The sequence below is a fragment of the Christiangramia fulva genome (assembly GCF_003024155.1).
Classification (GTDB): domain Bacteria; phylum Bacteroidota; class Bacteroidia; order Flavobacteriales; family Flavobacteriaceae; genus Christiangramia; species Christiangramia fulva.
The window spans coordinates 2,503,918-2,527,344 of record NZ_CP028136.1; the positions used below are offsets into that span (position 1 = coordinate 2,503,918).

Annotated in this window: 26 protein-coding genes and 1 tRNA gene; 12 read left to right on the forward strand and 15 right to left on the reverse strand. The window is 39.0% G+C overall.

What is annotated here, in order from left to right:
* The first annotated feature begins 133 nt into the window (after positions 1-133).
* The 6 genes from C7S20_RS11130 to C7S20_RS11155 all read left to right on the forward strand — a co-directional run bounded on the left by C7S20_RS11130 (position 134) and on the right by C7S20_RS11155 (position 3,603).
* Positions 134-1,738 (forward strand): OmpA family protein, encoded by a 1,605-nt coding sequence (locus C7S20_RS11130; protein ID WP_107012533.1) that lies wholly within the window; start codon positions 134-136, stop codon positions 1,736-1,738.
* Between the two features lie 68 nt (positions 1,739-1,806).
* A complete protein-coding gene (gene idi, locus C7S20_RS11135; RefSeq protein WP_107012534.1) occupies positions 1,807-2,325 on the forward strand; it encodes an isopentenyl-diphosphate Delta-isomerase in 519 nt (172 codons plus the stop codon).
* Positions 2,325-2,735: a 6-pyruvoyl trahydropterin synthase family protein gene (locus C7S20_RS11140; RefSeq protein WP_107012535.1), complete on the forward strand. Its 411-nt coding sequence runs from the start codon at positions 2,325-2,327 to the stop codon at positions 2,733-2,735. Before idi ends, C7S20_RS11140 begins: the two co-directional genes overlap by 1 nt.
* 1 nt (position 2,736) lies before the next feature.
* The gene (locus C7S20_RS11145; RefSeq protein WP_107012536.1) at positions 2,737-3,186 is read left to right on the forward strand and encodes a peroxiredoxin; all 450 of its coding nucleotides are present in this window, start codon (positions 2,737-2,739) and stop codon (positions 3,184-3,186) included.
* Positions 3,187-3,252: 66 nt separating this feature from the next.
* Positions 3,253-3,519 carry a hypothetical protein gene (locus C7S20_RS11150; RefSeq protein WP_107012537.1) on the forward strand — a complete coding sequence of 89 codons (267 nt, stop codon included), beginning with the start codon at positions 3,253-3,255 and terminating at the stop codon, positions 3,517-3,519.
* A 10-nt stretch (positions 3,520-3,529) separates the two neighbouring features.
* Positions 3,530-3,603: transfer RNA gene (locus C7S20_RS11155), tRNA-Thr, on the forward strand.
* 202 nt (positions 3,604-3,805) lie between these two features.
* On the opposite strand, the gene mqo is transcribed toward C7S20_RS11155, so the two are convergent.
* The 8 genes from mqo to C7S20_RS11195 form a co-directional block, all read right to left on the reverse strand.
* The gene (mqo, locus tag C7S20_RS11160; protein ID WP_107012538.1) at positions 3,806-5,299 is read right to left on the reverse strand and encodes a malate dehydrogenase (quinone); all 1,494 of its coding nucleotides are present in this window, start codon (positions 5,297-5,299) and stop codon (positions 3,806-3,808) included.
* Between the two features lie 210 nt (positions 5,300-5,509).
* Entirely contained in the window at positions 5,510-6,259 is a 750-nt protein-coding gene (locus C7S20_RS11165; RefSeq protein ID WP_107012539.1) for a DUF4369 domain-containing protein, read from the reverse strand.
* A 54-nt stretch (positions 6,260-6,313) separates the two neighbouring features.
* Positions 6,314-7,579 carry a DUF819 family protein gene (locus tag C7S20_RS11170; protein ID WP_107012540.1) on the reverse strand — a complete coding sequence of 422 codons (1,266 nt, stop codon included), beginning with the start codon at positions 7,577-7,579 and terminating at the stop codon, positions 6,314-6,316.
* Between the two features lie 55 nt (positions 7,580-7,634).
* A complete protein-coding gene (locus tag C7S20_RS11175) occupies positions 7,635-8,435 on the reverse strand; it encodes an HAD family hydrolase (protein WP_107012541.1) in 801 nt (266 codons plus the stop codon).
* Positions 8,435-8,605: a type II toxin-antitoxin system antitoxin gene (locus C7S20_RS11180; RefSeq protein ID WP_107012542.1), complete on the reverse strand. Its 171-nt coding sequence runs from the start codon at positions 8,603-8,605 to the stop codon at positions 8,435-8,437. The genes C7S20_RS11175 and C7S20_RS11180 overlap by 1 nt, the downstream gene beginning before the upstream one ends.
* Before the next feature lies 1 nt (position 8,606).
* A complete protein-coding gene (locus C7S20_RS11185) occupies positions 8,607-9,545 on the reverse strand; it encodes an alpha/beta hydrolase family protein (RefSeq protein WP_107012543.1) in 939 nt (312 codons plus the stop codon).
* Complete coding sequence (locus C7S20_RS11190; protein ID WP_107012544.1) at positions 9,542-10,021, reverse strand: hypothetical protein; 480 nt, start codon at positions 10,019-10,021, stop codon at positions 9,542-9,544. Before C7S20_RS11190 ends, C7S20_RS11185 begins: the two co-directional genes overlap by 4 nt.
* A 1-nt stretch (position 10,022) precedes the next feature.
* A complete protein-coding gene (locus tag C7S20_RS11195) occupies positions 10,023-10,883 on the reverse strand; it encodes an SPFH domain-containing protein (RefSeq protein ID WP_107012545.1) in 861 nt (286 codons plus the stop codon).
* 126 nt (positions 10,884-11,009) lie between these two features.
* Between C7S20_RS11195 and C7S20_RS11200 the strand changes: the two genes are divergently transcribed.
* Complete coding sequence (locus C7S20_RS11200; RefSeq protein ID WP_107014212.1) at positions 11,010-11,795, forward strand: S1/P1 nuclease; 786 nt, start codon at positions 11,010-11,012, stop codon at positions 11,793-11,795.
* Here C7S20_RS11200 and C7S20_RS11205 read toward each other — a convergent pair.
* Entirely contained in the window at positions 11,792-12,376 is a 585-nt protein-coding gene (locus C7S20_RS11205) for an alpha-ketoglutarate-dependent dioxygenase AlkB family protein (protein ID WP_107012546.1), read from the reverse strand. The two genes, C7S20_RS11200 and C7S20_RS11205, sit on opposite strands and share 4 nt — an antisense overlap.
* Positions 12,373-12,747, reverse strand: a complete 375-nt coding sequence (locus C7S20_RS11210; RefSeq protein ID WP_107012547.1) for a DoxX family protein — start codon at positions 12,745-12,747, stop codon at positions 12,373-12,375. The genes C7S20_RS11205 and C7S20_RS11210 overlap by 4 nt, the downstream gene beginning before the upstream one ends.
* A 146-nt stretch (positions 12,748-12,893) precedes the next feature.
* Here C7S20_RS11210 and C7S20_RS11215 point away from each other — a divergent pair, with 146 nt between their 5' ends.
* Positions 12,894-15,131, forward strand: coding sequence for a tetratricopeptide repeat-containing hybrid sensor histidine kinase/response regulator (locus tag C7S20_RS11215; protein WP_107012548.1), 2,238 nt, complete (start codon positions 12,894-12,896; stop codon positions 15,129-15,131).
* Between the two features lie 3 nt (positions 15,132-15,134).
* Here C7S20_RS11215 and C7S20_RS11220 read toward each other — a convergent pair whose 3' ends face one another.
* Positions 15,135-15,917, reverse strand: coding sequence for a DUF6503 family protein (locus C7S20_RS11220; protein WP_159039919.1), 783 nt, complete (start codon positions 15,915-15,917; stop codon positions 15,135-15,137).
* A 95-nt stretch (positions 15,918-16,012) separates the two neighbouring features.
* Positions 16,013-17,899: a molecular chaperone HtpG gene (htpG, locus tag C7S20_RS11225; RefSeq protein ID WP_107014213.1), complete on the reverse strand. Its 1,887-nt coding sequence runs from the start codon at positions 17,897-17,899 to the stop codon at positions 16,013-16,015.
* Positions 17,900-18,110: 211 nt separating this feature from the next.
* On the opposite strand from htpG, the gene C7S20_RS11230 reads away from it, so the two are divergent.
* The 4 genes from C7S20_RS11230 (at position 18,111) to C7S20_RS11245 (ending at position 22,037) form a co-directional block, all read left to right on the forward strand.
* A complete protein-coding gene (locus C7S20_RS11230; RefSeq protein WP_107012550.1) occupies positions 18,111-18,782 on the forward strand; it encodes a TetR family transcriptional regulator C-terminal domain-containing protein in 672 nt (223 codons plus the stop codon).
* A 16-nt stretch (positions 18,783-18,798) separates the two neighbouring features.
* The gene (locus C7S20_RS11235) at positions 18,799-20,106 is read left to right on the forward strand and encodes an ABC1 kinase family protein (protein ID WP_107012551.1); all 1,308 of its coding nucleotides are present in this window, start codon (positions 18,799-18,801) and stop codon (positions 20,104-20,106) included.
* 207 nt (positions 20,107-20,313) lie between these two features.
* Positions 20,314-20,841 carry an EF-hand domain-containing protein gene (locus C7S20_RS11240; protein WP_107012552.1) on the forward strand — a complete coding sequence of 176 codons (528 nt, stop codon included), beginning with the start codon at positions 20,314-20,316 and terminating at the stop codon, positions 20,839-20,841.
* A 185-nt stretch (positions 20,842-21,026) separates the two neighbouring features.
* The gene (locus C7S20_RS11245) at positions 21,027-22,037 is read left to right on the forward strand and encodes a 3-oxoacyl-ACP synthase III family protein (RefSeq protein ID WP_107012553.1); all 1,011 of its coding nucleotides are present in this window, start codon (positions 21,027-21,029) and stop codon (positions 22,035-22,037) included.
* 6 nt (positions 22,038-22,043) lie between these two features.
* On the opposite strand, the gene C7S20_RS11250 is transcribed toward C7S20_RS11245, so the two are convergent.
* The 3 genes from C7S20_RS11250 to C7S20_RS11260 form a co-directional block, all read right to left on the reverse strand.
* A complete protein-coding gene (locus C7S20_RS11250; protein ID WP_107012554.1) occupies positions 22,044-22,265 on the reverse strand; it encodes a hypothetical protein in 222 nt (73 codons plus the stop codon).
* Positions 22,255-22,506: a putative signal transducing protein gene (locus C7S20_RS11255; RefSeq protein WP_107012555.1), complete on the reverse strand. Its 252-nt coding sequence runs from the start codon at positions 22,504-22,506 to the stop codon at positions 22,255-22,257. Before C7S20_RS11255 ends, C7S20_RS11250 begins: the two co-directional genes overlap by 11 nt.
* 73 nt (positions 22,507-22,579) lie before the next feature.
* Entirely contained in the window at positions 22,580-23,305 is a 726-nt protein-coding gene (locus C7S20_RS11260; RefSeq protein WP_107012556.1) for a hypothetical protein, read from the reverse strand.
* Positions 23,306-23,427: the final 122 nt, after the last annotated feature.

The window sequence follows — 23,427 nt, forward strand, 5'->3', positions numbered from 1 at the left end:
TACGAGCGGCAAAAGTACTATTATTTTAGCTTTTCTGAAACAGCCTTTAGATGATAATTAGCTTCATTTTGAAGTATAAATCTGGGGAAAATCAGTAATTTATACCCTAATTTCCGCGGAGTTTTTATACAATATGCGTTTTACCCTTCAGAACCTGAAATTTTACGGATTATATTTCTGTATATTTTTTTATGGGATTTCTTTTAGAGCCCAGACAAAATACGAGGTCATCCCGGCGGGTTCTTATGCGCTGAATTTGGGTTTAACCCCCCAGACTAAATCGAATGCACTCAAGCCTTATGGGTTTATTTACAGGGTTCTCAGGGATTTTCCGGTAGAAATAAAATGGGTGATCAATCCTGAAAAAGAAAAAGATGGGATTGATTTTAGCCTTGGTGAGGAAGATTTCCGTTCCGGATCCTTCATTATTCCTGTTTCTTATATTTCTGAAGATTTAAAGGAATTTATTGGCAACTGGGAAGCAAAAGGAATCGTTGGTTCCTTTTTGAAAGAAGATAAAAAATTGCCCGTTTTTACTGAATTATCGGTAGATCCGAAGTGGACGCTTGATAAACAGAATGGCAGTATCGCTTTGAACTTTTTTAAAGCTGCATTGATACCCTCATCGGCTTATGGAGGGAATGACGCTTCTAACTGGAAAAATCCATGGGAACTGGACATTTGCGATGATATTTTTGTGATGCCTCATGCCGAGCCTAAATTTGAGACTCATAAAAACCTCTATATCTGGAATACGAAATATAAAGGCGCGATCTGGGCGGGCTGCCACGCTGCAAGTCAGATGGAAAATCTATATGGATATGTTGAGATCGGTAATTCATCAAAACTGATTCAGCTAAACTTCCTTTCAGCGGGTGCTGCGGGAGCACGAACCACAGGCTTGATTCCTTTTCATGAACACCGTTATGCCACCCCTCCATACGAGCATAGGCTGCCGGCCGATCCTGTTTCGCAATATATTGGGGTTTCAGATAAAGCCATGCTGAATGGTTCAGAAAGAATATTTTATCCCAAGAAAGCCAACGCCTGGCGGGAAAATGTAAAAGAGATCGTTATTGATCCCACTGCGCCTGATGTTCCTTCGCTTTCTTATGGTCCCGGCTGTGTTTTGCTTTATGGTCATGGTTTTGGTAATCCCTCGAACGGGCTTGTTATGTACCAGGCTTCGCATGATATTTCGGGTGACGGTCCGGCCAATATCGCGGCTATCAGGGCATTTTTAAACTGGAGTTTTTACGCAACTGAAATTAAGCGCAGGGAAAATATCATCCGATTTCAGAATGAACTTGGCGATAAGATCTTTGCGGCAAGAGTAGGAGATGACCTGGGAAAAATGCTCAATCTGGACCCTATTCTTTTTGATCTGGATAAAGCTGAAATTAAGCCGAAAGCAGGCCGGGAACTGGAACAAATTGCCGATTATATGCTTGAATACCCTGAATTGCTTATCGATATTCGCTCACATACCGATAGCCGGGCCGATGATGCCTATAATATTAACCTTTCTAATGAAAGAGTGAAAGCAACCAAAGAATTTCTTATTAGCCGGGGAATTGATCGCGCGAGAATATCGGGTAGAGGTTATGGAGAAACTGAACTTGTAAATGACTGTAGAAACGGGGTTCCCTGTTCTGAAGCACAGCATGAACAGAACCGTCGTTCAGAATTCATATTATCCATAAACTGCGATCTTTATACAGGAAAACTTAAACTTTAGGAATTGCTTAATGACCAATCTTGTGATAGAAAAGTCCGATTTTGTACATTTGGGCATCAAATAAAAGAATGGCTACAGAAAAAGTAATACTGGTAAATGAAAATGACGAGCAGATTGGCCTGATGGAGAAGATCGAGGCTCATGAAAAAGCCTTGCTGCATCGTGCGTTTTCGGTGTTTGTATTTAACGAAAAGAAGGAGCTTATGATACAGCAACGGGCTTTTTCAAAATATCATTCGCCCGGATTATGGACCAACACCTGTTGCAGTCATCAGCGCGAGGGGGAATCGAATATAGAGGCCGGAAAGCGTCGCCTTCAGGAAGAAATGGGTTTTACCTGCGACCTGAAAGATACGATTTCGTTTATTTATGAAGCACCCTTCGATAATGGCCTTACCGAACATGAATTTGATCATATTCTGATCGGTCATTTTGAAGGCGAACCTGATCTTAATCCCGATGAGGTCGCTGCCTGGAAATGGATGTCGCTGGAAGACCTGAAAGAAGATATGGTAAAAAATCCCGATATTTATACTGAATGGTTTAAGATCATTTTTGAAAAATACTATTCTCATATCCATCATTAATGAAAATAACAGTTCATAGAAAAGCTCATTTTAATGCGGCACACCGCCTTTTTCGAAAAGACTGGGATGATAAGCGCAACCTGGAGATCTTCGGGAAGTGCAGCAATCCCAATTATCATGGGCATAATTATGAACTCACTGTTTCTGTTACCGGGGAACCAGATCCCGAAACCGGTTTTGTAATGGACCTTAAAATTTTAAAGGAACTTATTTACGAGGAAGTTGAAGAGGCTTTTGATCACAAGAATCTTAATATTGAGGTTCCTGAGTTTAAAGATCTTAATCCTACTGCCGAGAATATTGCGGTGGTTATCTGGAATAAACTTCGTCAAAGGATCCAGAAGAAACATGATCTGGAAGTAACCCTGTATGAAACACCTCGCAATTTTGTGAGTTATAAAGGAGAATAATTTGAAAAAAGGAGACCAGGTACCAAATATCAGTCTAAAAGATCAGAACGGAAATGATTTTAGTTTTGAAGAGCTGAAAGGGAAAGCTTTCGTGGTTTATTTTTATCCAAAGGATTTTACCCCGGGATGCACAAAGGAAGCCTGTAATTTCAGGGATAGTTATGAAGATTTTAAAGAATTGGGAGCTGAAGTTATAGGAATAAGCGCCGATTCTGAGGATTCACATTCCAGTTTTGCCGATAAATATGAGTTGCCTTATATCCTCCTTTCCGATGAAGATAAAAAGGCCCGTGAAGCTTTCGGTGTTCAACCAAACCTCCTCGGACTCCTTCCCGGAAGGGAAACTTTCATTTTTGATAAGGAAGGTAAATTACTCCATAAGTTCAACAGCATGAATGCTTCAAGGCATATGCCCGAAGCCCTAACAGTTTTACGCAAAAATTTGAATTAAAATTTCTGCAGAATTTCAATTTCATATTGAAAAATGACTTAAATTCGCAGCCGAAATTTACAAGATATGCCTAGTAAAAGATTATTGAAGAAAGACGTGAATTATGTAATGGGAGACATCATTGATGCTGCTTATATTCACCAAATGGCGAATCCTAAAGAGGATCCGGCTAAAAGTGAAGCTATCGTTGATGAGGCCATTAAAGATTTTGATGAATTGATCGCAAAGATCAATCGTCGTGATATTGAAAACAAAAAGAAGCATTTCAGCGAGATCAATAAAGAACTTCAGGAGAGAGCTTCAAAATTGGTTGAGAAATTGAATGCACTTTAATTAATACCGCGCCGGCATAGCTCAGTTGGCCAGAGCAGTTGATTTGTAATCATCAGGTCGTGGGTTCGAATCCCTCTGCCGGCTCTTTTAACTCCCCATTTGGGGAGTTTTTCTTTAAATATAGTGGGATGAGAAGTTTATCCTGAGCGTAAAAGCCTGCGCTGAGCAAGTCGAAGCGAATGGAATCCCTCTGCCGGCTCTTCTAACTCCCCATTTGGGGAGTTTTTCTTTAAATATAGTGGGATGAGAAAGTCCGCTCTGAGTATTAGCAGGAAATTATAATATTTTAATGCCTCGCTTCGAGTTTTAATGCTTCTGAACATTTCGCCTGTACTTTTTTAAAACCGCTCTCATCATCACGTACATCTTTATTCCAGAAAGGGATCATCTGGTCTAGTTTTCTTTGATAAGCGGGCGTTTCCATTTTTTCCGGAAAAGCTATCTTAAGGACATTAAGCATTATATGTACCGCGGTTGAAGCCCCCGGTGAAGCTCCGAGTAAAGCGGTTATTTTTCCGTCTTTGCTATGTACCACATCAGTACCAAACTCAAGAATTCCACCCTGTTCTTGATCACGTTTGATTATTTGTACCCGTTGGCCGGCGATTTTAAGTTCCCAGTCTTCAGGTTTGGCGTTCTTTACAAATTCCTGAAGATCGTTCATCCGGTCTTCATGATCCATTTGAACCTGTTCTATTAAATATTTGGTAAGCGGGAGGTTGTGCCAGAAAACTCCCCACATGGAAGGAATATTATCGAAACGTATCGATTTTGGAAGATCCATTTTTGAGCCTTCTTTTAAGAATTTTGTACTGAAACCTGCAAAAGGGCCGAATAACAGCTCCTTTTTTCCATCAATATACCTGGCATCTAAATGAGGCACACTCATTGGCGGAGCATCAACTCCGGCCTTGCTGTACACTTTTGCATCATGTTGCTCCACAATATTTCTATTCTTACAAAAAAGCCATTGCCCGCTAACCGGAAATCCGCCGTAACCTTCTTTTTCTTCGATTTCCACTTTTTGAAGAAGTGGTAGCGCACCACCACCGGCTCCAATGAAAATATGTTGTGAGTCATAATAGAATTTCTCTTTGGTTTCCAGATTTTCTACAATCGCCGACCAGTCTTCGGGCCCATCTGGATCAATATCTTTCACTTCATGTTTTCTCATCACGAGCACGTCAAACTCCTCTTCAAGGATATTGAAATATTGTTCAGTAAGAGCACCGAAATCCACGCTTGTTCCCAGTTCCATTCGCGTAGCCGCCATTACTTCGTCATCGCTGCGGTCTCTCATGATAAGCGGAAACCATTTGCGAAGCGTATCATGATCTTCAGCATACTTCATAGTCTCAAACATAAAATGAGAGCTCATGGCTTCATATCGTTTTTTGAGAAACTCAGAGTTATCTTTTCCCCGCACCCAGGCATGGTGAGGAACGGAATGGATAAAAGAATGGGGATCTTTAATTAAGCCCTGATTTACAAGAAATGACCAGAATTGTTTCGAGCGCTCAAATTGCTGGAATACATTAATTGCTTTTGAAATATCTACAGAACCATCATCCTGCAGGGGAGTATAATTTAATTCACAAAAAGCCGAATGTCCCGTGCCGGCATTGTTCCAGGCTTTTGTGCTTTCCTGGGAAACCTTTTCCAGCCTTTCAAAAATGATGATCTTTTTATCGGGATCAATGATTTTAAGCATTAAAGCAAGAGTTGCGCTCATAATTCCCCCGCCCGCGCAGATAAGGTCATATTCCTTATTGATTTTCATAAAATGGCTTTTTCTCAAAGTTAAGAATTATGTCAGCCAATTGACCTTAAAGGAATATTAAGACCTGAAGAAGAGAAAATCTAAAAAAGGAAATATTTTTTCCGATTGGACCTTTCTTTCGGAAGAAAAATTTCGATTAACCTTTAAGTGAAAGGAATTCAGAAGGCGATTTTGATTAGCTTAGAAAGTTTTCCGAAGAATATGCAAAATTTAAGAATTATCTTCTACCGGCTCTTCTTTTATATTTTCTTCCTGTTTTTCCTCTTTCCTGCGTTCTTTTAGAAAATCTTTTAGCTGTTTGCCGTACTGAGATTTTTTAACTTTAGGTTCAAGAGAGGAATAAATGGTATCCAGATATTTAATATTTGCGTCAAAAACCTCTGAAAGCGCCAGGTAAGGCGCGATTTCAAGGTCTTTGTTATTAATGGCGAAATTGACGGTATAAAGATATTTTCTTCTAAGAAGGCTGTTATATTTTTTATCAATTTCGAGCAATTTTTCTTCGTCATTTTCTTTCTGAGCCTCAAAATTAGCTTTTATTAGGTCAAGATTCTGATCATTGAATTGGCTCATCATCTTGTGATATTCCTCAAGCTTTACCTGATTTTTAGAACCTTTTATCTCTGCGTCAGTTTCAAAATGCTTTAATGTGGTATTGATAGTAATCGTTCCCTTTTCGGCAAAAAATTCCAGCCTGTCATCATATTGGCTATTGTCAACTTTGTCTAGATACAGGTACATGATTCGCGGACTTTCCAAATCGGTCGTTAATGTAAAGGTGGGATCTCCATTGACTTTTACAGAATCTACATTTACTATAATTGTATCGTCAATTTTTTGAAGATATAAGGTTCCTTTTTTCAATCCTTTCACTTCGCCGTTCACCACGAGATCACCTGTCTTTTCAGAACATGAAGAAAAGGCAACCAGGATAATAAAGAGAATAGCAAGTTTTTTCATTTTATAATTCAAATTTTAGGAGGGCAAATATCTTATATTTTTCGGTTTTTTATACTAACTGGCGGCGGCAATTTGCATCAAAATAGTACATAAAATTGCTCCATATGTACCTACTACATATCCAAATACTGCGAGTAATACACCAACGGTGGCAAGAGACGGATGAAAAGCAGCAGCCACAACAGGAGCAGAGGCGGCACCACCAATATTTGCCTGGCTTCCCACCGCCATGAAAAAGTAGGGTGCTTTGATAAGTTTGGCAGTGATGATAAGGACACTTACATGAATGAGAATCCATACGAGACCGATCCCAATCAACCCTGGATTAGCAAAAACCATACTCAAATCCATTTTCATACCTATGGTGGCAACAAGAATATAAATAAAAATGCTTCCCAGTTTACTGGCTCCCGCACCTTCATAAGATTTGAATCTGGTAAACGAAAGCATAATCCCGATCGCAGTGGCTATGGTTATCATCCAGAAGAATTGGGAAGAGAACGAGGAAAGCGCACTTTTGCTGTCACTGAAAACTTCAAAATTCTTCAATAGAAAAGCCGAAATCTCATCAGCTCCCCAATGAGCAATTCCCACAGCACCAAAAGCGAGGGCAAGAATTATCATAAAATCTGGCAAGGAGGGAATTCTTTTTACACTTTCGCTATAACTGCTTACTTTAACTTTCAATTCTTCAATAGCCGAATTATCGGCTTTGAGCCAGCGATCGATGGATTCATTCTTACCAATTCCCATCAGTAAGACAGCCATCCAGAGATTAGCCACCACAATATCAACAAGGACCATCCCTCCGTAAAGATCGGGGTTGTACTCATAGATCTCCAGCATCGCCGCCTGATTGGCACCGCCGCCAATCCAGCTGCCGGCAATAGTGGAAAGACCGCGCCAAATGGCATCTGGGCCAACTCCACCCACGGTTTCGGGAGAGATCGCCGAAATTATCAATATCGCCAGCGGACCTCCAAGAATAATTCCTAAAGTTCCTGCAAAAAACATAATGAGAGCTTTCGGGCCTAAATTGAAAATCGCTTTAAGGTCGATGCTAAGGGTCATTAAAACCAGGGCTGCCGGTAATAAAAAACGGCTGGCCATAAAATATAAGCCGGAAACCTGATCGTCAATTAGGCCAAGTGAACTGAAAATGGAAGGAATTAAATAGCACATTAGCAGTGCAGGGACTACCGAGTAGAATTTTTTCCAGAAACCTTCTTTTTGCGAGGACGTATAAAAAACAAAACCAAGAGCGATCATCAGTAAACCTAAAACGATCGCATCATTGGTGAAAACAGGAGTATTTTCCATAAAATTTCAGTTGGCCGGCAAAATACAATTTTTATTCAATTTCTCCGGTGGGAATCTATAACCTGAACAACTCTACAATACTTTTTGCCACTCCGTCTTCCTTTCCTGAATGAGTAACCATATGCGCAACTTCCAGCACTTCGGGTTTGGCATTTCCCACGGCAATTCCCATGCCCACGCCACGAAGCATATCAATATCATTATAATTGTCGCCAAATGCCAGACACTGCGACATTGGTATTTGGTAATGATTTTTAAGCAAATGTTCAACGGCGGTCAATTTTGAAATACTTTTTGGAGCAATTTCTATGTATGTTGGTTTGGAGCGGTATAAATGAAGTTCTTCGGGAAATTTATCCTCCAGAAAATTCCATATAGTATTGATCTTTTCTTCCTCTCCCATGACCATGATCTTATGCGCACCTTTAGATTCGTTTTTCCATTTTTCAATGACCTCAGAATTACTTTTTATCTCCGGTTGAACTTTGGTATTACTGATTTCCCGGCGAGTCCAGAAATCAACACGAGGCGCATACCATTCATCATGATGAAAAAGGCTGAGGTGAAGGTCATTTTGATTGAAATCATGTAAATTTTGAAGGATTTCCAGCGGAATTTCAGTTGAACTTACCACTTTTCCATTAACAAGAATGAGGCCGCCATTGTAACTGATGAGCGGCAAACCACCGATTCCCATTTTATTCTGAAGATGCCGCATGGCAGCGGGCATTCTTGAAGAGATGAGGATAAACGGAACATCATTTAATTGTTTTACTGTTTGAATGGTAAATTCTGAAACTTCACGATCGGCATTCAATAAAGTGCCGTCAATATCAGAAAATATGATCTTGAACATTATTCTTCTTTTTTTCTTGATTTTGGATGGCGGTTAGCCTCTTTCAAACTTTTGTTAAGCATCCACTCGATTTGCCCGTTGGTACTGCGAAATTCATCGGCAGCCCATTTTTCAATAGCCTTAAGCATATCTTCTTCTACCCGCAAAGCGAATGCTTTCTTTTTGCCCATGTTATTTCAGGTCTTTTATAAATTTAGTGAGTGCAGGAATCAATTCCGGATGCAGAGGTCGTGAGGGCTCATTATAGGTTTTAGTATTGACCAGCATATCATCACTATCCACTTTTCTAAAAATGTGGTTCATGCGATCTATTAGAATCAATTCTGCATCTGGTTTTCCTTTTTTGAGCATTTCTGCTTCTTTGGTATCTACCTGGACATCTGTCGTGCCATTAATAATAAGAACAGGGATATTCAGTTTTGCAATTTCTTCAGCAGGATCGTATTTGATCCAGCTCAGCATATAGGGTTGAACACTTTCTCTGAATATTGACTGAAGCATAGGTGCGTAATTGCTCGTTTGACCTTCTTTCTTCATTTCATCAAAGGCTGCGCGGGCATTTTCTGCTAATTTTGGTGCCTGTTTAGCCAGTTGTTCCACAATAATATTATCAAAAGGTTCTCCGGCTCCGGCCAGTGAAATAAACGCGTCTGCACGAGCTTTGGCTGCCAGCATTCCAATTAAAGAGCCTTCGCTATGACCGGCAACGATGATATTTTTAAACTGATCACTATTTTTGAAATAGGTAATAATATCTTCAACATCTTTTACAAAATCCTCAAACCGAAGGTCTTTTTCCTTGATTCCATATTTGTCCATTTTAAAGATGCGTTTATCAAAACGATAGGAAGCGATCCCGTTTTCGGCCAATTCATGTGCTATTTTCTTAATTCCGTCGTTTTTGGCCATAGGAGAATTGCCATTCCTGTCAGTAGGACCTGATCCCTGAACAAAGATGACCAGGTCTTGGGCTTTATTTCCTGTCGGAAGGGTAAGCGTCCCTTCGGTGAAATTGTTAATAGCGATCTCTTTTTCTGTAAACGTGCTATCCTGAGCTTTTAAACTGAAGGTGAATAGCATAATAAGAAATCCGGTGAGTATTTTCTTCATATTTCCTCTTTTTTATAGGTGTAGTAAGTGATAACATTCTTTGCGTCGAGCGGTTTTTGGGTTCCTATCAGAAATTTTCTCTGATCTTTCGTAATAATCTGGATTCCCTGGTTACCCCCAATAGTATAAGCCTTTTTCTTCTTCGCGATCCGCAGGCCTCTTCCGCCAAATTCCCGTTGAGAATATTTTCTCAGGTAACATTTCTCAATATCGTTCCAGGAAAATCGTTTTTTTGAAAAAGTAAAAGGACTGAATCTGGTTACAATTCCATAATTATCGATCCGGGTGTGTAATCTCATACTAAGTAACAACCAAAAAACCAGGATGATCATTATTAGTGGAAAGAGCATGGAAATTTTTGCCTGAGGGTCATTTCCTGAAAAAAGAAAAGCCAGGAGAATTCCCCCGATGAGCGCCACCAACATGGTAAACAGCCACCACTTTTTAAACCTTTGCTCTTCTACAAAAACTCTCATCTTAATGATTTAAAGTCCCGGCATTAACTATAGGAGAGGCGTCTTTATCGCCACACAGGACAACCATCAAATTTGAAACCATGGCTGCGCGGCTTTCGCCATCCAGATCAACAATTTCTTTTTTACTCAGTTCGTTCAGGGCCATTTCAACCATGCTCACGGCTCCTTCCACAATTTTATGCCTTGCAGCAACAATGGCGGTTGCCTGTTGCCTTTTCAACATGGCACTGGCAATCTCATTGGCATAGGCGAGATAGCCGATCCTGGCCTCAAGGACTTCAATACCTGCGATGTCAAGGCGTTCTTCCAACTCTTTTTCCAGCGCATCACTCACTTCATTTACGCTTGATCTAAGGGTAATTTCCTCTTCCAGGCCTTCATCTGCAAAATTATCATAAGGATACATACTGGCAAGTTTTCTAACCGCGGCATCGGTTTGTACCACCACGAAATTCTCAAAAATATCCACATCAAAAGAAGCTTTATAGGTATCCTGCACTCGCCAGACCAGGATAGTACTGATCATCACCGGATTCCCCAGTTTATCGTTCACCTTTAGCCTTTCGCTGTCGAAATTTCGTGCTCGCAGAGAAATTTTGTTTTTTGAGAATAGAGGATTTACCCAGAATAGACCGTTCTGTTTTACGGTTCCCTTGTAATCCCCAAATAATAAAAGTACTCTTGATTCATTCGGATTGACCAGGATAAATCCCGGCAGAATGAAAATTGCGATAACAAAAGCCGCTATCCACCACGAGTTTTTTGTTAGGATGATCCCGGCAATACTTCCGAAGAAGAGTATTAAAAAAACGAAAAGCATAAAATAGCCATTCGAAGGTTTTAGAAGTTTTTCCTGTGACATGATTGAAAAGATTAGTTGATATTAAAATGATATCATAAAAATATTATATTAAATTTTATCCTGCTACATTATTAACATTTATTTGTGCAGACTTGGTTATATTTGCCGAAAATTAAAATAATGGGAATGAAAAAGGTGATCTTATCCATATTAATGATTCTTGCGGTTATTAATTCCGGCCATTCAGCCGAAAATGACTGGGGAAAAACCGGTCATCGTGCAGTTGGGGAAATAGCAGAGGAGCATCTTACCAAAAAAGCCAAAAAGGCAGTGGAAGATCTTCTTAACGGACATGGACTTGCTTATGTGGCCAATTATGCCGATGATATTAAAAGCGATCCTGAATACCGGGAATACAGCCCCTGGCATTATGTAAATATGGCGCCGGACCAGGCAGAATATGATAAATCTCTTGCCAGCGAAGAGGGTGACCTTGTTCAGGCGATAAGGAAATGTATTGAAGTTCTTAAATCTAAAAAAGCTACCAAAGAGCAAAAGCAGTTTTATTTGAAGATGTTGGTCCATTTTATGGGCGACCTTCATCAGCCTTTACACGTAGGTCATGCTTCAGATAAAGGAGGAAACGATATCCAGCTCCAGTGGTTCAACCACGGGACCAATTTACACAGGCTATGGGACAGTGAAATGATCGATTTTTACCAGATGAGCTATACCGAACTTGCTGAAAATGCCGATGTACTTTCTAAAGCACAGGTAAAAGCTATACAAAAAGGCAGTTTGCTTGATTGGGTATATGAATCCCGAAAGCTTGCTGAAGATGTATATAATAGCGTGGAAACTGGAGATCATGTAGGCTATAAATATATGTATGAGTATATGCCCGTTGTCTTGAAGCAACTTCAAAAAGGGGGAATCCGCCTGGCAGAAGTACTAAATGAGATTTATTCTTAGTAAACTTTACGGAAGGTGAGGTTCACTCTCGGGCCCACCTTCTTTTTTGTTTTTGGAAGCTGATGTTTCCAAAAATGTTGAGTGGTTCCGGCCATTAAAAGTAAGCTGCCATTTTCCAGGACTAATTTTTCCCTAAGCGAAGGATCTTTTTGGTGCTTTAAATGAAAGATTCTTTCCGCGCCAAAACTTACCGAGGCGATTACTGGATTTTTACCTAATTCTCTTTCATCATCGGCATGCCAGCCCATGCTGTCTGAACCGTTTCTGTAAAGGTTCAGTAGGCATATATTGAATTTTTCTCCTAAAATTTCTTCACATTTTGATTTTATATTTAAAATTGGAGAGGGAAAAGGTTCAGGGAGCATGGTAATTCCCGAATAAGTATAGCTTTTCTCCTTTTCACCAAAGAGGGCAGTAAGCCTTGGTTGCAAAAATTCTTTTCCGAACATTTTTATTTTATCCTGTTGCCATTCAATACTTTTTAAAAAATAGCCTAAATACCGGTCACTTTCCTCTTGAGAAAAAAATCCGGGAAAATATTCCAAACAGGCGTCCGGGAGTTCTATGATTTTCTTACTCATAATGCCGGAACGTATGCGTTTAAGTAATAAAACGCCCAGTAAACCAGTCCGAATTGTAAGGGAATTCGTGCAATGAGGATCCATTTCGGTAAGCCAAGTCCTGCTTTTTTGGAGGTGAGCATATTGATGTGAACGAGTAAAAAAACCAACAACATTAAAATGATTCCTGCCAGGGCAATGCCTTGAATTTCAGGAAATAATAATGCGCTGCCCAAAATCATCTCTGCTATTCCGCTTAAGATCACCAGTAGTCGGGGCTTAGGTAAATAGGCAGGAATGATTTTTATATACATTCGGGGTTTCAGAAAATGAAAAAGGCCGCCGATACAATAAATACCGGCCATCAAGTAATAGTGCCAGGGAAAATTCACGAATTATATTTTGTTTCTTTCAATTTAAAATAATTTTAATGGTGATAAAGGATTTTTTTTCATCGATATAAAAATAATTTTTGTCTAATTCCTTTAAATAGAGTAATTTTCCCATCGCCTAAATCTAAAACTAACCTCCAATCCCAGTGAAAAGAGCCTGCTTTTTCTTCTTTGTGTGCTGCTTCATTTATTGCGATTTTGCTTTTTCGCAGGAGGATAATAAAATTTGTCCAGATAGTTTACGATCTATTTTAAAGAACATTTCTCATAATATAGGTAAATACGATTATGAGCAGGCTTTAGAAAATTCCCATTTATTAATAAATCTTTCCAAAGAAAGCAATAATCAATATTATTCAGCAAAAGGCTATAACATGCTGGGTCATGTTTATATAAATTTAAAAGATTCGGCAAGAGCTAAAAAAAATTACCTGTTGGGACTGGAATACGCTCAGGAAAGTAAGAACGATACTTTGCTAATGTATTCTTATAACAACCTGGGTAATATATATTCAGAGATTCCTGAAACCTCGCAAAAAGGTATTGATTACTATAATAAAGTAATCAGTCTCGCTGAAAAGCTTCATGATCCGGAACTGCGTTTGATTCCTAAAACAAATATCGGCTGGACCTACCTTGATCAGGAAAAATATGAAAAAGCCTATCCTTATTTGGAAGAATCCCTCGGTATTTTGGACAGCTTAATGGCGAAAGATCCTAAAAATTCTGATTATAACTATTACTATTCCCAGCTTTATATGCTTCACGGAAAGTATTTTGCGCATAAAAAATACTGGGATACCGCCGATTTCTATTTTAAAACGGCCATTGATCTTGCTGAAGAAGATACCCTGATTATACCAGCTTCTGAAGCCTATAAGGAATACGCCGAAATGCTTAAAGCCAAAGGCGATTATAAGCTTGCTTTTGGTGCTCTTGAAAATTTCAATAAATACAACTCCAAAATATTTGAGCGCGAAAAGCTCAAACAAATGGAGATCGCTAATGCGCGCTTTAACCTTAAAGAATACAGGAGAAATTTACAGCTGGCAAAAAAGGAACAAAAATACCAGGATCAAATCATAGCGAAATCGAATGAAAAAGTAGTTGTGATGGTGCTGTCTTCGCTGGTTTTGATGTTTATTCTTTTCTTTTTGAATAAAATTAACCGGGATCGTAAAAAGCTGATCGACGAACTTGAGGTTAAAAACCACCAATTCAAAGAAGCCAAAGAAGAAGCCGAAAAACTTTCCCTGCTTAAAACTAAATTCTTCAGCACGGTAAGTCATGAGATTCGAACTCCTTTATACGGTGTGATTGGGCTGACTTCCCTTTTACTGGAAGATGAAAGCATTTCAAAACATAAAGCCGATCTCAGATCACTAAAATTTTCAGCAGATTATCTGCTGGCACTTATCAATGATGTGCTGCAGATGAATAAAATGGAATCCAACAGCGTAAAGCTTGAAAATGTAAGTTTTCATCTTCAGGACCTTATGAACAGTATCGTGAACAGCTTTGAATTTACACGTGCTCAGAATAAAAATGAGATACATGTGGAAATTGATGAGCAGATACCTCCATATTTAATAGGGGATCCGGTAAGACTTTCGCAGGTGCTAATGAACCTAGTTGGAAATGCCGTGAAATTTACAGAAAGGGGTACTATTTCTATCAGGGCTATTCAAAAGAACCTGACCAACGAAAAATCGACTATCTATTTTGAAGTCGAAGATGACGGCCCCGGGATCCCGGAAAGTAAGAAGAAGGTCATTTTTGAAGAATTCTCGCAGCTTAATTCCAACAATTATAATTACCAGGGCACCGGTCTTGGTTTGCCAATTGTGAAGAAGCTTCTTAAACTTTTCGGCTCAGGAATTCATTTAAAAAGTAAAGAGGGTGAAGGAGCCACTTTCAGTTTTACGATTACTTTTAAAATAGATACAAGTAAAGCCGATCAGGAAATATCAGATAATCCTTCCTTTACCGATATTGTCAATATCCCGGGAGAAATTCTTATTGTTGATGATAACCGAATAAACCAGGTAGTGACGAGGCGTATTCTTGAAAAGAAAAAATTTACTTGCGATGTTGCGGGTGATGGTGAAACAGCAATAGAAAAGGTGAAGAATGGTAATTTTGACCTTGTTTTAATGGATGTGAATATGCCAGGCATTTCCGGTACTGAAGCAAGTTTGAAGATTCGGGATTTTAATAAAGAAATCCCAATCGTGGCGCTTACTGCGGTAGAAGTAGAAGAAATTAGAGACGAGATCAATAAAGCGGGAATGAACGATATAATTGTTAAACCTTACGATGTGGAGCAGTTCTACCAGATTATTTACCGCAACCTGGTTTCTAATAATCAGCCTGAGCAGGTTTAGCCTCTAATCAATTATTCTGGAATCAGTGGGTTTTTTGAAAAGACCTTTTTCTTTCTCTATAAAATGAATATCACTTATTTCAGCCTCTCCTAGTTGCTGACCGATACCATTTTCTTCACTCCATTTATAAAATTTCCAGTTTGACGCAAAGGCAACTTCCTCAACCATTACATAATCTGAGTAAACGATAATGTGCGGATTCTTCTCAGCTTCTTCAGGTTCTGAATTAAAGGTCACAATGTATGCGGCGGCCTTTAGGCGGTTTGTATCGGGATCTTTATAAATAAGGTACCAGTCCTCTGGTGAATCTCCCGTACCCGGCATAAAAGTGAGCCTGGCAGTTTGGTAAGTATTGCCATTGAGCTTACGAGCCGATTTTTCTTCCCATATAGTTCCGGGATCGGTAAGTTTAAAAGGAAGAGAGAAGAAATATTGCCAGGTAAAAATATCAAACCGGGCATTCTTTCCGTTCGCGCTTGCCGGGGATAAATAGAGTTTTTTACCATCATAAACCAGCGTGGCTCCATTGGCATTTGCCACACGTACTTTTTCTGAATTTGTGGTCATGCTGATGTTGGCATCAAGCCTGGTATTTCCTCCAAATTTAAGTTTGATATGAAAAGTCACCACTTCATGTCCACGAAAAGCCGGTTTATTATGTGCCTCTTCTATATTCTGAGAAAAGGAAAGAACTTTAGGAGGACGTACTATTTCTACAGGTTGACCGCTATCGTTTTTACAGCTTATAAATATCAACAGAAAGAGGAGGTAATGAAAACCTTTCATAGCTTCAGTTTTCATAAATGTACGAAAGGATGCCTTATAAAAAGAAAAACCGCCTTTTTCCAAGACGGTTTTTTCAGTTTTCAACAGATTCCCTGTTATTTAACCATTTCAAAACTTCTCTTAATGAAGTTGGTGAGCTCTTCTCCTTTAAGCAAATTCTGAGAAAGTCGCGCAAGGTCAAGTGATTGCTTGATCAGGCGTTGCTGTTTTTTCTCGGTCTTTGTGTTCAGAATATTATGAATAAGCTCGTGATTTGTATTTACTACAAGATTGTACATTTCGGGCATATTACCCATTCCAAACATTCCTCCACCGCCGGTTTGCTGCATTTCCTTCATTCGGCGCATGAATTCCGGCTGGGTAATTATCAACGGAGCCGCATTGCTGTCCATCGCTTCCAGCTGAATGGTATATTTTTCTGAAGGGATCACCTTTTCAAGATCGGCTTTCAGTTTTTCTTTTTCTTCATCAGAAAGTTTGGAGATCTGTTCTTCGTCCTTTTTGATGAGGTTATCTACGTGATCGGCATCCACACGAACAAACGAGATTTTCTCTTTTGAAGTTTCCAGCTTCTGAAGAAGGTGGGAAATGATGGGTGAATCCAGCATCAAAACTGTGTAGCCTTTATCTTTTGCCGCCTGAATGTAGCTGTGCTGCTCATTTTCATTGGAAGCGTACAGAATAACAGTATTTCCGTCTTTATCGGTTTGGTTGTCTTTGATCTTTTCCTGAAGTTCTTCAAAAGTGAAGTACTCTCCTTCAGTGGTAGGATAAAGAGCAAATTTTTCAGCTTTTTCGAAGAATTTATCTTCGGTAAGCATTCCATATTCGATCACGATCTTAATATCATTCCATTTTTTCTCGAAATCTTCCCGGTTCTCGTTGAAAAGGGATTTCAGCTTATCGGCGACTTTTCGGGTGATATAGCTTGAGATCTTTTTCACCGCGCCATCAGCCTGAAGGTAAGAACGGGAAACGTTCAGTGGGATATCAGGTGAATCGATCACTCCGCGAAGCATGGTAAGGAATTCAGGTACGATACCTTCTACATTATCGGTCACAAAAACCTGGTTTTGGTAGAGCTGAATCTTATCCTTTTGAATATTCATATCCTGCGTCATCCTTGGGAAATAGAGAATTCCGGTAAGGTTAAACGGATAATCCACATTCAGGTGAATATGAAATAACGGCTCTTCGAACTGCATTGGGTAGAGCTCGCGGTAGAAATCCTTATAATCTTTTTCCTCAAGATCGGTTGGTTGCTTGGTCCAGGCCGGTTCAGGATTATTTATAATATTATCTACCGTCTTTTTCTCTGGTTTAGCATCTTCGGGAGCATCCTCAGGAAGTGGTAGTGTTTCTTCACGGGTACCGAATTTGATCGGAATTGGCATAAACTTGTTATATTTTACCAGTAATTCCTCAATTCTGTTCTCTTCAAGAAATTCCTTGTCATCTTCATTGATATGAAGAATGATCTCGGTACCATGCTCTTTTTTATCACCTTTGGTAAGAGTAAATTCGGTGGTTCCTTCACAAACCCAATGGGCGGCAGGCTCATCTTTGTAAGATTTGGTAAGGATCTCAACTTTATTGGCTACCATAAAAGCAGAATAGAAACCAAGTCCAAAATGACCAATTATACCGCTGTCTTTAGCTGAATCTTTGTATTTGGCCAGGAATTCTTCAGCGCCGGAGAAGGCCACTTCGTTAATGTATTTTTCAACTTCTTCCTGGGTCATCCCAATTCCGTGGTCGATGACACGTAGGGTCTTTTTTTTCTTATCGACCTTTACCTCAATGACCGGATTGCCGTATTCCACATTGGCTTCTCCAAGGCGGGTGAGGTGTTTAAGTTTAAGGGTAGCGTCTGTCGCATTAGATATAAGCTCTCTCAGGAAGATTTCATGGTCACTGTATAAAAACTTCTTGATGAGCGGAAAAATGTTTTCTACAGATACATTTATTTTTCCGGTTGCCATATTGTTTTGATTTAAGTTTTGATTCGACTTGTACAACTCAAAAAAAGTACCATTACAAATACGCTGACAAAGTGGCATTTTCATGTAATGCTTTTCGTGTTCATTCGTCTAAGCCTCTGTTAATAAAGCATATTAAATTTTAACAAATATTTGTTTAATTAAAAAGCAATAAACTTAAACAAAACTGTATTTTTGTATAGAAGATAGAATTATGGCGAAATCAACAGGAAATAGTAAGGTAAAGAAAAAGCCAGATGCAGAAAGGCTAATAGAGCTTTATATGAATGATGTTCTTGAAAATGAGAAAACGCCGAAAAGCGTTTTCAAATTTGCCAAAGATCATGGTTTGGAGGAGCAGGATTTCTATAAGCACTTCGGTAGTTTTGAAGGATTAAGAAAAACTATTTGGGAGAAGTTCTTTGAGAACTCGGTTAAAGTGATGGAAAAATCCAAAGAATATGCTTCTTTTTCCAGCCGTGAAAAACTTCTCACTTTCTTTTATACCCTTTTTGAAGTGCTTACCGCGAACCGGAGCTATGTATTGTTTGTGCTGAGTGATGAGAATAGTACTTTAAAGAATCTGGAGCAGTTAAAAGGCCTTCGTAAAAAAATGAAATCGTACGCAAAAGGCCTTGTAGAAGAAGGAAATCAGAATAAAAGCATCAAGCTTCTCAGGCAAAATGAGATGATCTTTTCTGAAGGAGTCTGGATACAGTTCCTGTTCCTTTTAAAATTCTGGAAAGACGATAATTCGGCTGGTTTTGAAAGCACAGATGTTGCTATCGAAAAATCGGTGAATACAGTTTTCGATGTTTTTGATAACACTCCGCTGGAGCGGATTGTCGATTTTGGCAAATTCCTTTGGAAAGAAAAGATGGCGTAATGCCTTAAAAAATTAAATGAAAACCATAGATAAAATACCAACAGGGAAGATTGGCCGGACAGGGAAACTTGTTCAAACCGGCGTGAAAATTGGCGGGAATTACCTGAAATATTATGGTAAAAAAACCTTTAACCGCGATCTTACCCGCGATGAGCTTGATGAAGATAATGCCAGTGATATATACGACGGCCTGAAAAGTTTGAAAGGTAGCGCCCTTAAGGTTGCGCAAATGTTGTCTATGGAAAAGAACCTGATGCCGTCGGCTTATGTTGAAAAATTCAGCCTGGCTCAATTCAGCGTTCCGCCATTGTCGGCACCGCTGGTGAGAAAAACCTTTAAGAAATATAACGGGAAATATCCCGAAGAACTGTACGATACGTTTGCAACCCAATCGGTTAACGCTGCCAGCATCGGTCAGGTGCATAAGGCGACGAAAGATGGGAAAAAAATTGCTGTGAAAATCCAATATCCGGGGGTTGCAGACAGTATCAGTTCAGATCTTGCCATGGTGAAGCCCATTGCGCTGAAGATGTTCAATCTTTCCGCAAAAGATTCTGAAAAATATTTCCAGGAGGTTGAAGGAAAATTACTTGAGGAAACCGATTATATTCTTGAAGTAAAGCAAAGCAAAGAAATTTCTGAAGCCTGTTCTCATATTCCAAATTTGAGGTTTCCGAAATATTATCCGGAGCTTTCCAGTGAAAAGATCATTTCGATGGACTGGATGGATGGAATTCATCTGAGCGATTTTTGCCGTAAAAATAATGACCAGAAATTGGCCAATAAGGTAGGGCAGGCGCTTTGGAATTTTTATATGTTCCAGATACATGGTTTGAAGCAGGTGCATGCCGATCCGCATCCAGGAAATTTCCTTGTAGATGAACAAAATAATCTGATAGCGATCGATTTTGGATGTATAAAACAGATCCCTGATGATTTTTATGATCCTTACTTTTCTTTAACGATTAAAGAGAATCTCGATAATCCAAGTTTCTTTGAACAGAAGCTGTATGAGCTTGAAATTCTGGAAGAAAAAGATTCAGAAAAAGAAAAAGAATTTTTTAAAGAGTTGTTCCATGAAATGTTCAGCATGTTCTCAACGCCCTTTCAATCTGAAAATTTCAATTTTAACGATGATAATTTCTGGAACCATCTTAGCAGTTTAAGCGAGCGGTATTCCAAAGATCCTGAACTTCGAAAAATGAATGGAAACCGGGGAAGCAGGCATTTTCTCTATATGAGCAGAACCTTTTTTGGCCTCTATAATCTGCTGCATGATTTAAAAGCTGAAGTAAATACTAAAGAGTTTAGAGTGTATCTCTAAAGGTTGATTTATTGGTTAGGTTGTTAGAAAAGCGTAATTCTTTTTAAGAGTTGCGCTTTTCTTTTATTGAATTTTTGATACTCGCGGTCGATATTGTTAGGGCTCTTATAAAAGTTTTGCATAGGCTGTTAAAAATCATAAATAATTGTTTTTCAGTAAATCTATACTCTATCTTCGAGTGAATTTTAATATAATTAAATACAAATTATGAAAGGATTTAATGGATTTTTATTGACGATGTGTTTGTTGGTAATTTCAATAAGTTATTCACAAAACTTTGAAAAGTACGATGCAGATGGGGACGGAAAATGGAATTCCGATGAATTCACTTCCTATTACAAAAATGGTTTTAATGACTGGGATACCAATCGTAACAATAAAATAGATGAAAGAGAATTCTTTGAAACAACTTTTGATCAGTCTGATATCGATGACGATGGTTATGTAAAAGATACTGAATGGAATGATGGTATCAATAATAGTTACGGCGATTATGCCGATACCGCCGATTTTGACCGTTTTGATAAAGATGGAGATGGCAAGCTAGATACGCAGGAATGGAAACAGGGCTTTACAGATTCCGGTTGGTTCCAAAATTATGACACTGACCAAAATGGGTATATTGACACGAAGGAATTAAATGACGGCCTTTTCCAAGCATTTGATGCAGATGGCAGTGGTTATTTAGATGAAGATGAATACAATGACCATGAAGACTTTTTTGATAACTGGTAATTTAAATTCCTCTTTAAAAAACGTTCCAAACAGGAGCGTTTTTTTATGATTAGTTCTAAAATCCTTTTTTTATTCTTAAGCCGGGCTACTGAATAAATTTGAATCTTTATATTATTGAGCTCCTGAATTTTCCCAAATTGCTTACATTTAAAATGTAAAAATGTTTAAAATACAATTCCCCTAATATGTATCAGTCAAAAATTGCCGGCCTTGGTAAATATGTCCCTGAAAATGTGGTCACCAACGATGATCTTTCAAAAATGATGGATACCAGTGATGAGTGGATCACCGAAAGAACGGGCATCAAAGAACGCAGGCATATTAAAAAAGGAGATGGTAATTCTACTGCGGTGATGGGCTATAAAGCCGCGCAGATCGCCATACAAAAAGCAGGAATTTCTAAAGATGACATTGATCTTATAGTTTTCGCAACTTTAAGCCCTGATTATTATTTCCCCGGCTGCGGTGTTCAGGTCCAGGAAATGCTTGATATTGATACCTGTCCCGCTCTGGATGTACGGAACCAGTGCAGCGGATTCATTTATGGCCTTTCGGTTGCTGATCAGTTCATTAAAACGGGAATGTATAAAACGGTTCTTCTTATAGGAAGTGAAAATCATAGTGGAGGACTGGATTTTACAAATAGGGGAAGATCGGTTTCAGTTATTTTTGGAGATGGAGCCGGAGCAGCCGTACTTACCCGAAGCGACCATGTGAGCCAGGGAATCCTTTCCACACATCTTCATTCGGAAGGGAAACACTCTCTGGAGCTTTCGCTAAAAGGACCCAGTACAAATTATTGGGTTCCCGAAATTATCAAAGACAATCCACAGGGTGATGATATTCCATATTATCCTTATATGAACGGGCAGTTCGTATTCAAGAATGCGGTACAGCGTTTTTCTGAAGTCATCAATGAAGGTTTAAAAGCCAACGGCCTTGAGGTCAAAGATATCGATATGCTTATTCCGCATCAGGCGAATTTGCGAATTTCACAGTTCATTCAGCAAAAATTCCGGTTAAGCGATGACCAGGTTTATAATAATATCCAACGGTACGGAAATACTACAGCGGCGTCGATACCTATTGCATTAACTGAAGCCGTGGAAGAGGGAAAGATCAGGGAAGGTGATATTGTTGTCCTGGCAGCCTTTGGAAGTGGCTTTACCTGGGGAAGTGCTATTATTGAATGGTAATAAAAATTATTTCCTGCTGAAGTATTTGTAGAGGTCGTAGATACCGAAAAGTATAAAAGCTACCGCCAGTATAATTCCGAAGGTATCATCTGAAGAATTTTTAACTCTCTGGTAGAGCCGCGCAGCTCCATAGCATAGAAAAACCATTCCAAGAATTAGGTTCCACGTATTACGCGGTGGTTTTTGGTGTTCAATCTCAGGATCAATAATATCTTCTTTATTCTCCATTTTTAAAATCTTTTGGAAAAGTGCCACGAGCTATTATTTCAGCTTCTTCAAAATCGTTACGGTGAACGAACAGCTGCACCTGCCCCGGTAATCCTCCACCAAAACCGGCTCTTAATCCAGATTCAAAATCATCTCGTACTCGTGATTCAATCCCGGCTTTTTCAAATAATTCCTGTAGGTACTGCACATTTGTTCCGGCGCCCGTGTAAACATGTCGATAATTATCTTCCAAAATACTCATAACTGATCCTTTTGAAAAACTAAGTTACAATAAGACAAAGGAAACGCAGACTTTTTAAACTGAGTTTAACTTTCTAAGCGTTGTAGAATTTGCTGTCCCAGATGGCGGTGTTGAAATTTTTTCCCTTTTTGAAGCCATAAAAAATAGACAAACCGGCAAACCATTTGAACACAAAGAAAAAGATGATCAAAAACTGAATGGTAGTTTGATGCGGAGTAAATAGATTATCGGGCAAAATGAAGGCGGTAAGAAAACTCAAAACCAGTAAAAAACACATATAATTCTCGAGCGTTTTGAATGGCCACATTAGAATTTTACGAAATGGATGAAGGTCGTTTCCCCATTTATGAACCAGATAATAATAATTATTGCCCATAGGAGCGAAGAGAAGCGGATCATCGGCATTTTCCAGTTTGAACAACTTGGAAGGAGCCACTATTTTGAAGCCTTTTAGCTCGATATCATGTTCTTTTTCGAGAGTTTTGATCCTTGTTAAAGCCTCATAAGGGATTTCCCCTTTAAAGAACTTACTGTCCAGGAACCGAAGCCTGTAATCAATACATATTTTATGAATATGCTTCAGATGAAAAATGCGATTCGTATCCAGTTTATCAAAATCGAAATTATTCCCGCCGACTTCGTGGCCGTTTTCAATATTTTCGATGACCTGACTGTCCCGGTTATCCACTTCTTTAAAGGCTGCATCAACTTCAGCCATTAATTGGGCAGGAGATAAACTCTTGTTTCGATAATTAATGAGTCTGGATTCTATATTGGTGCGGGGAAATTTCAGCTTCATTCTTCTTTCTCTTTAGCTTCACTAAAGTAAATAATTATGTTTACAATAACAACGGCCTAAAAAAATTAACCGATTCATCATTTGTTAATGATATACTAATTAGCTCTGATTTAAAAACCGTT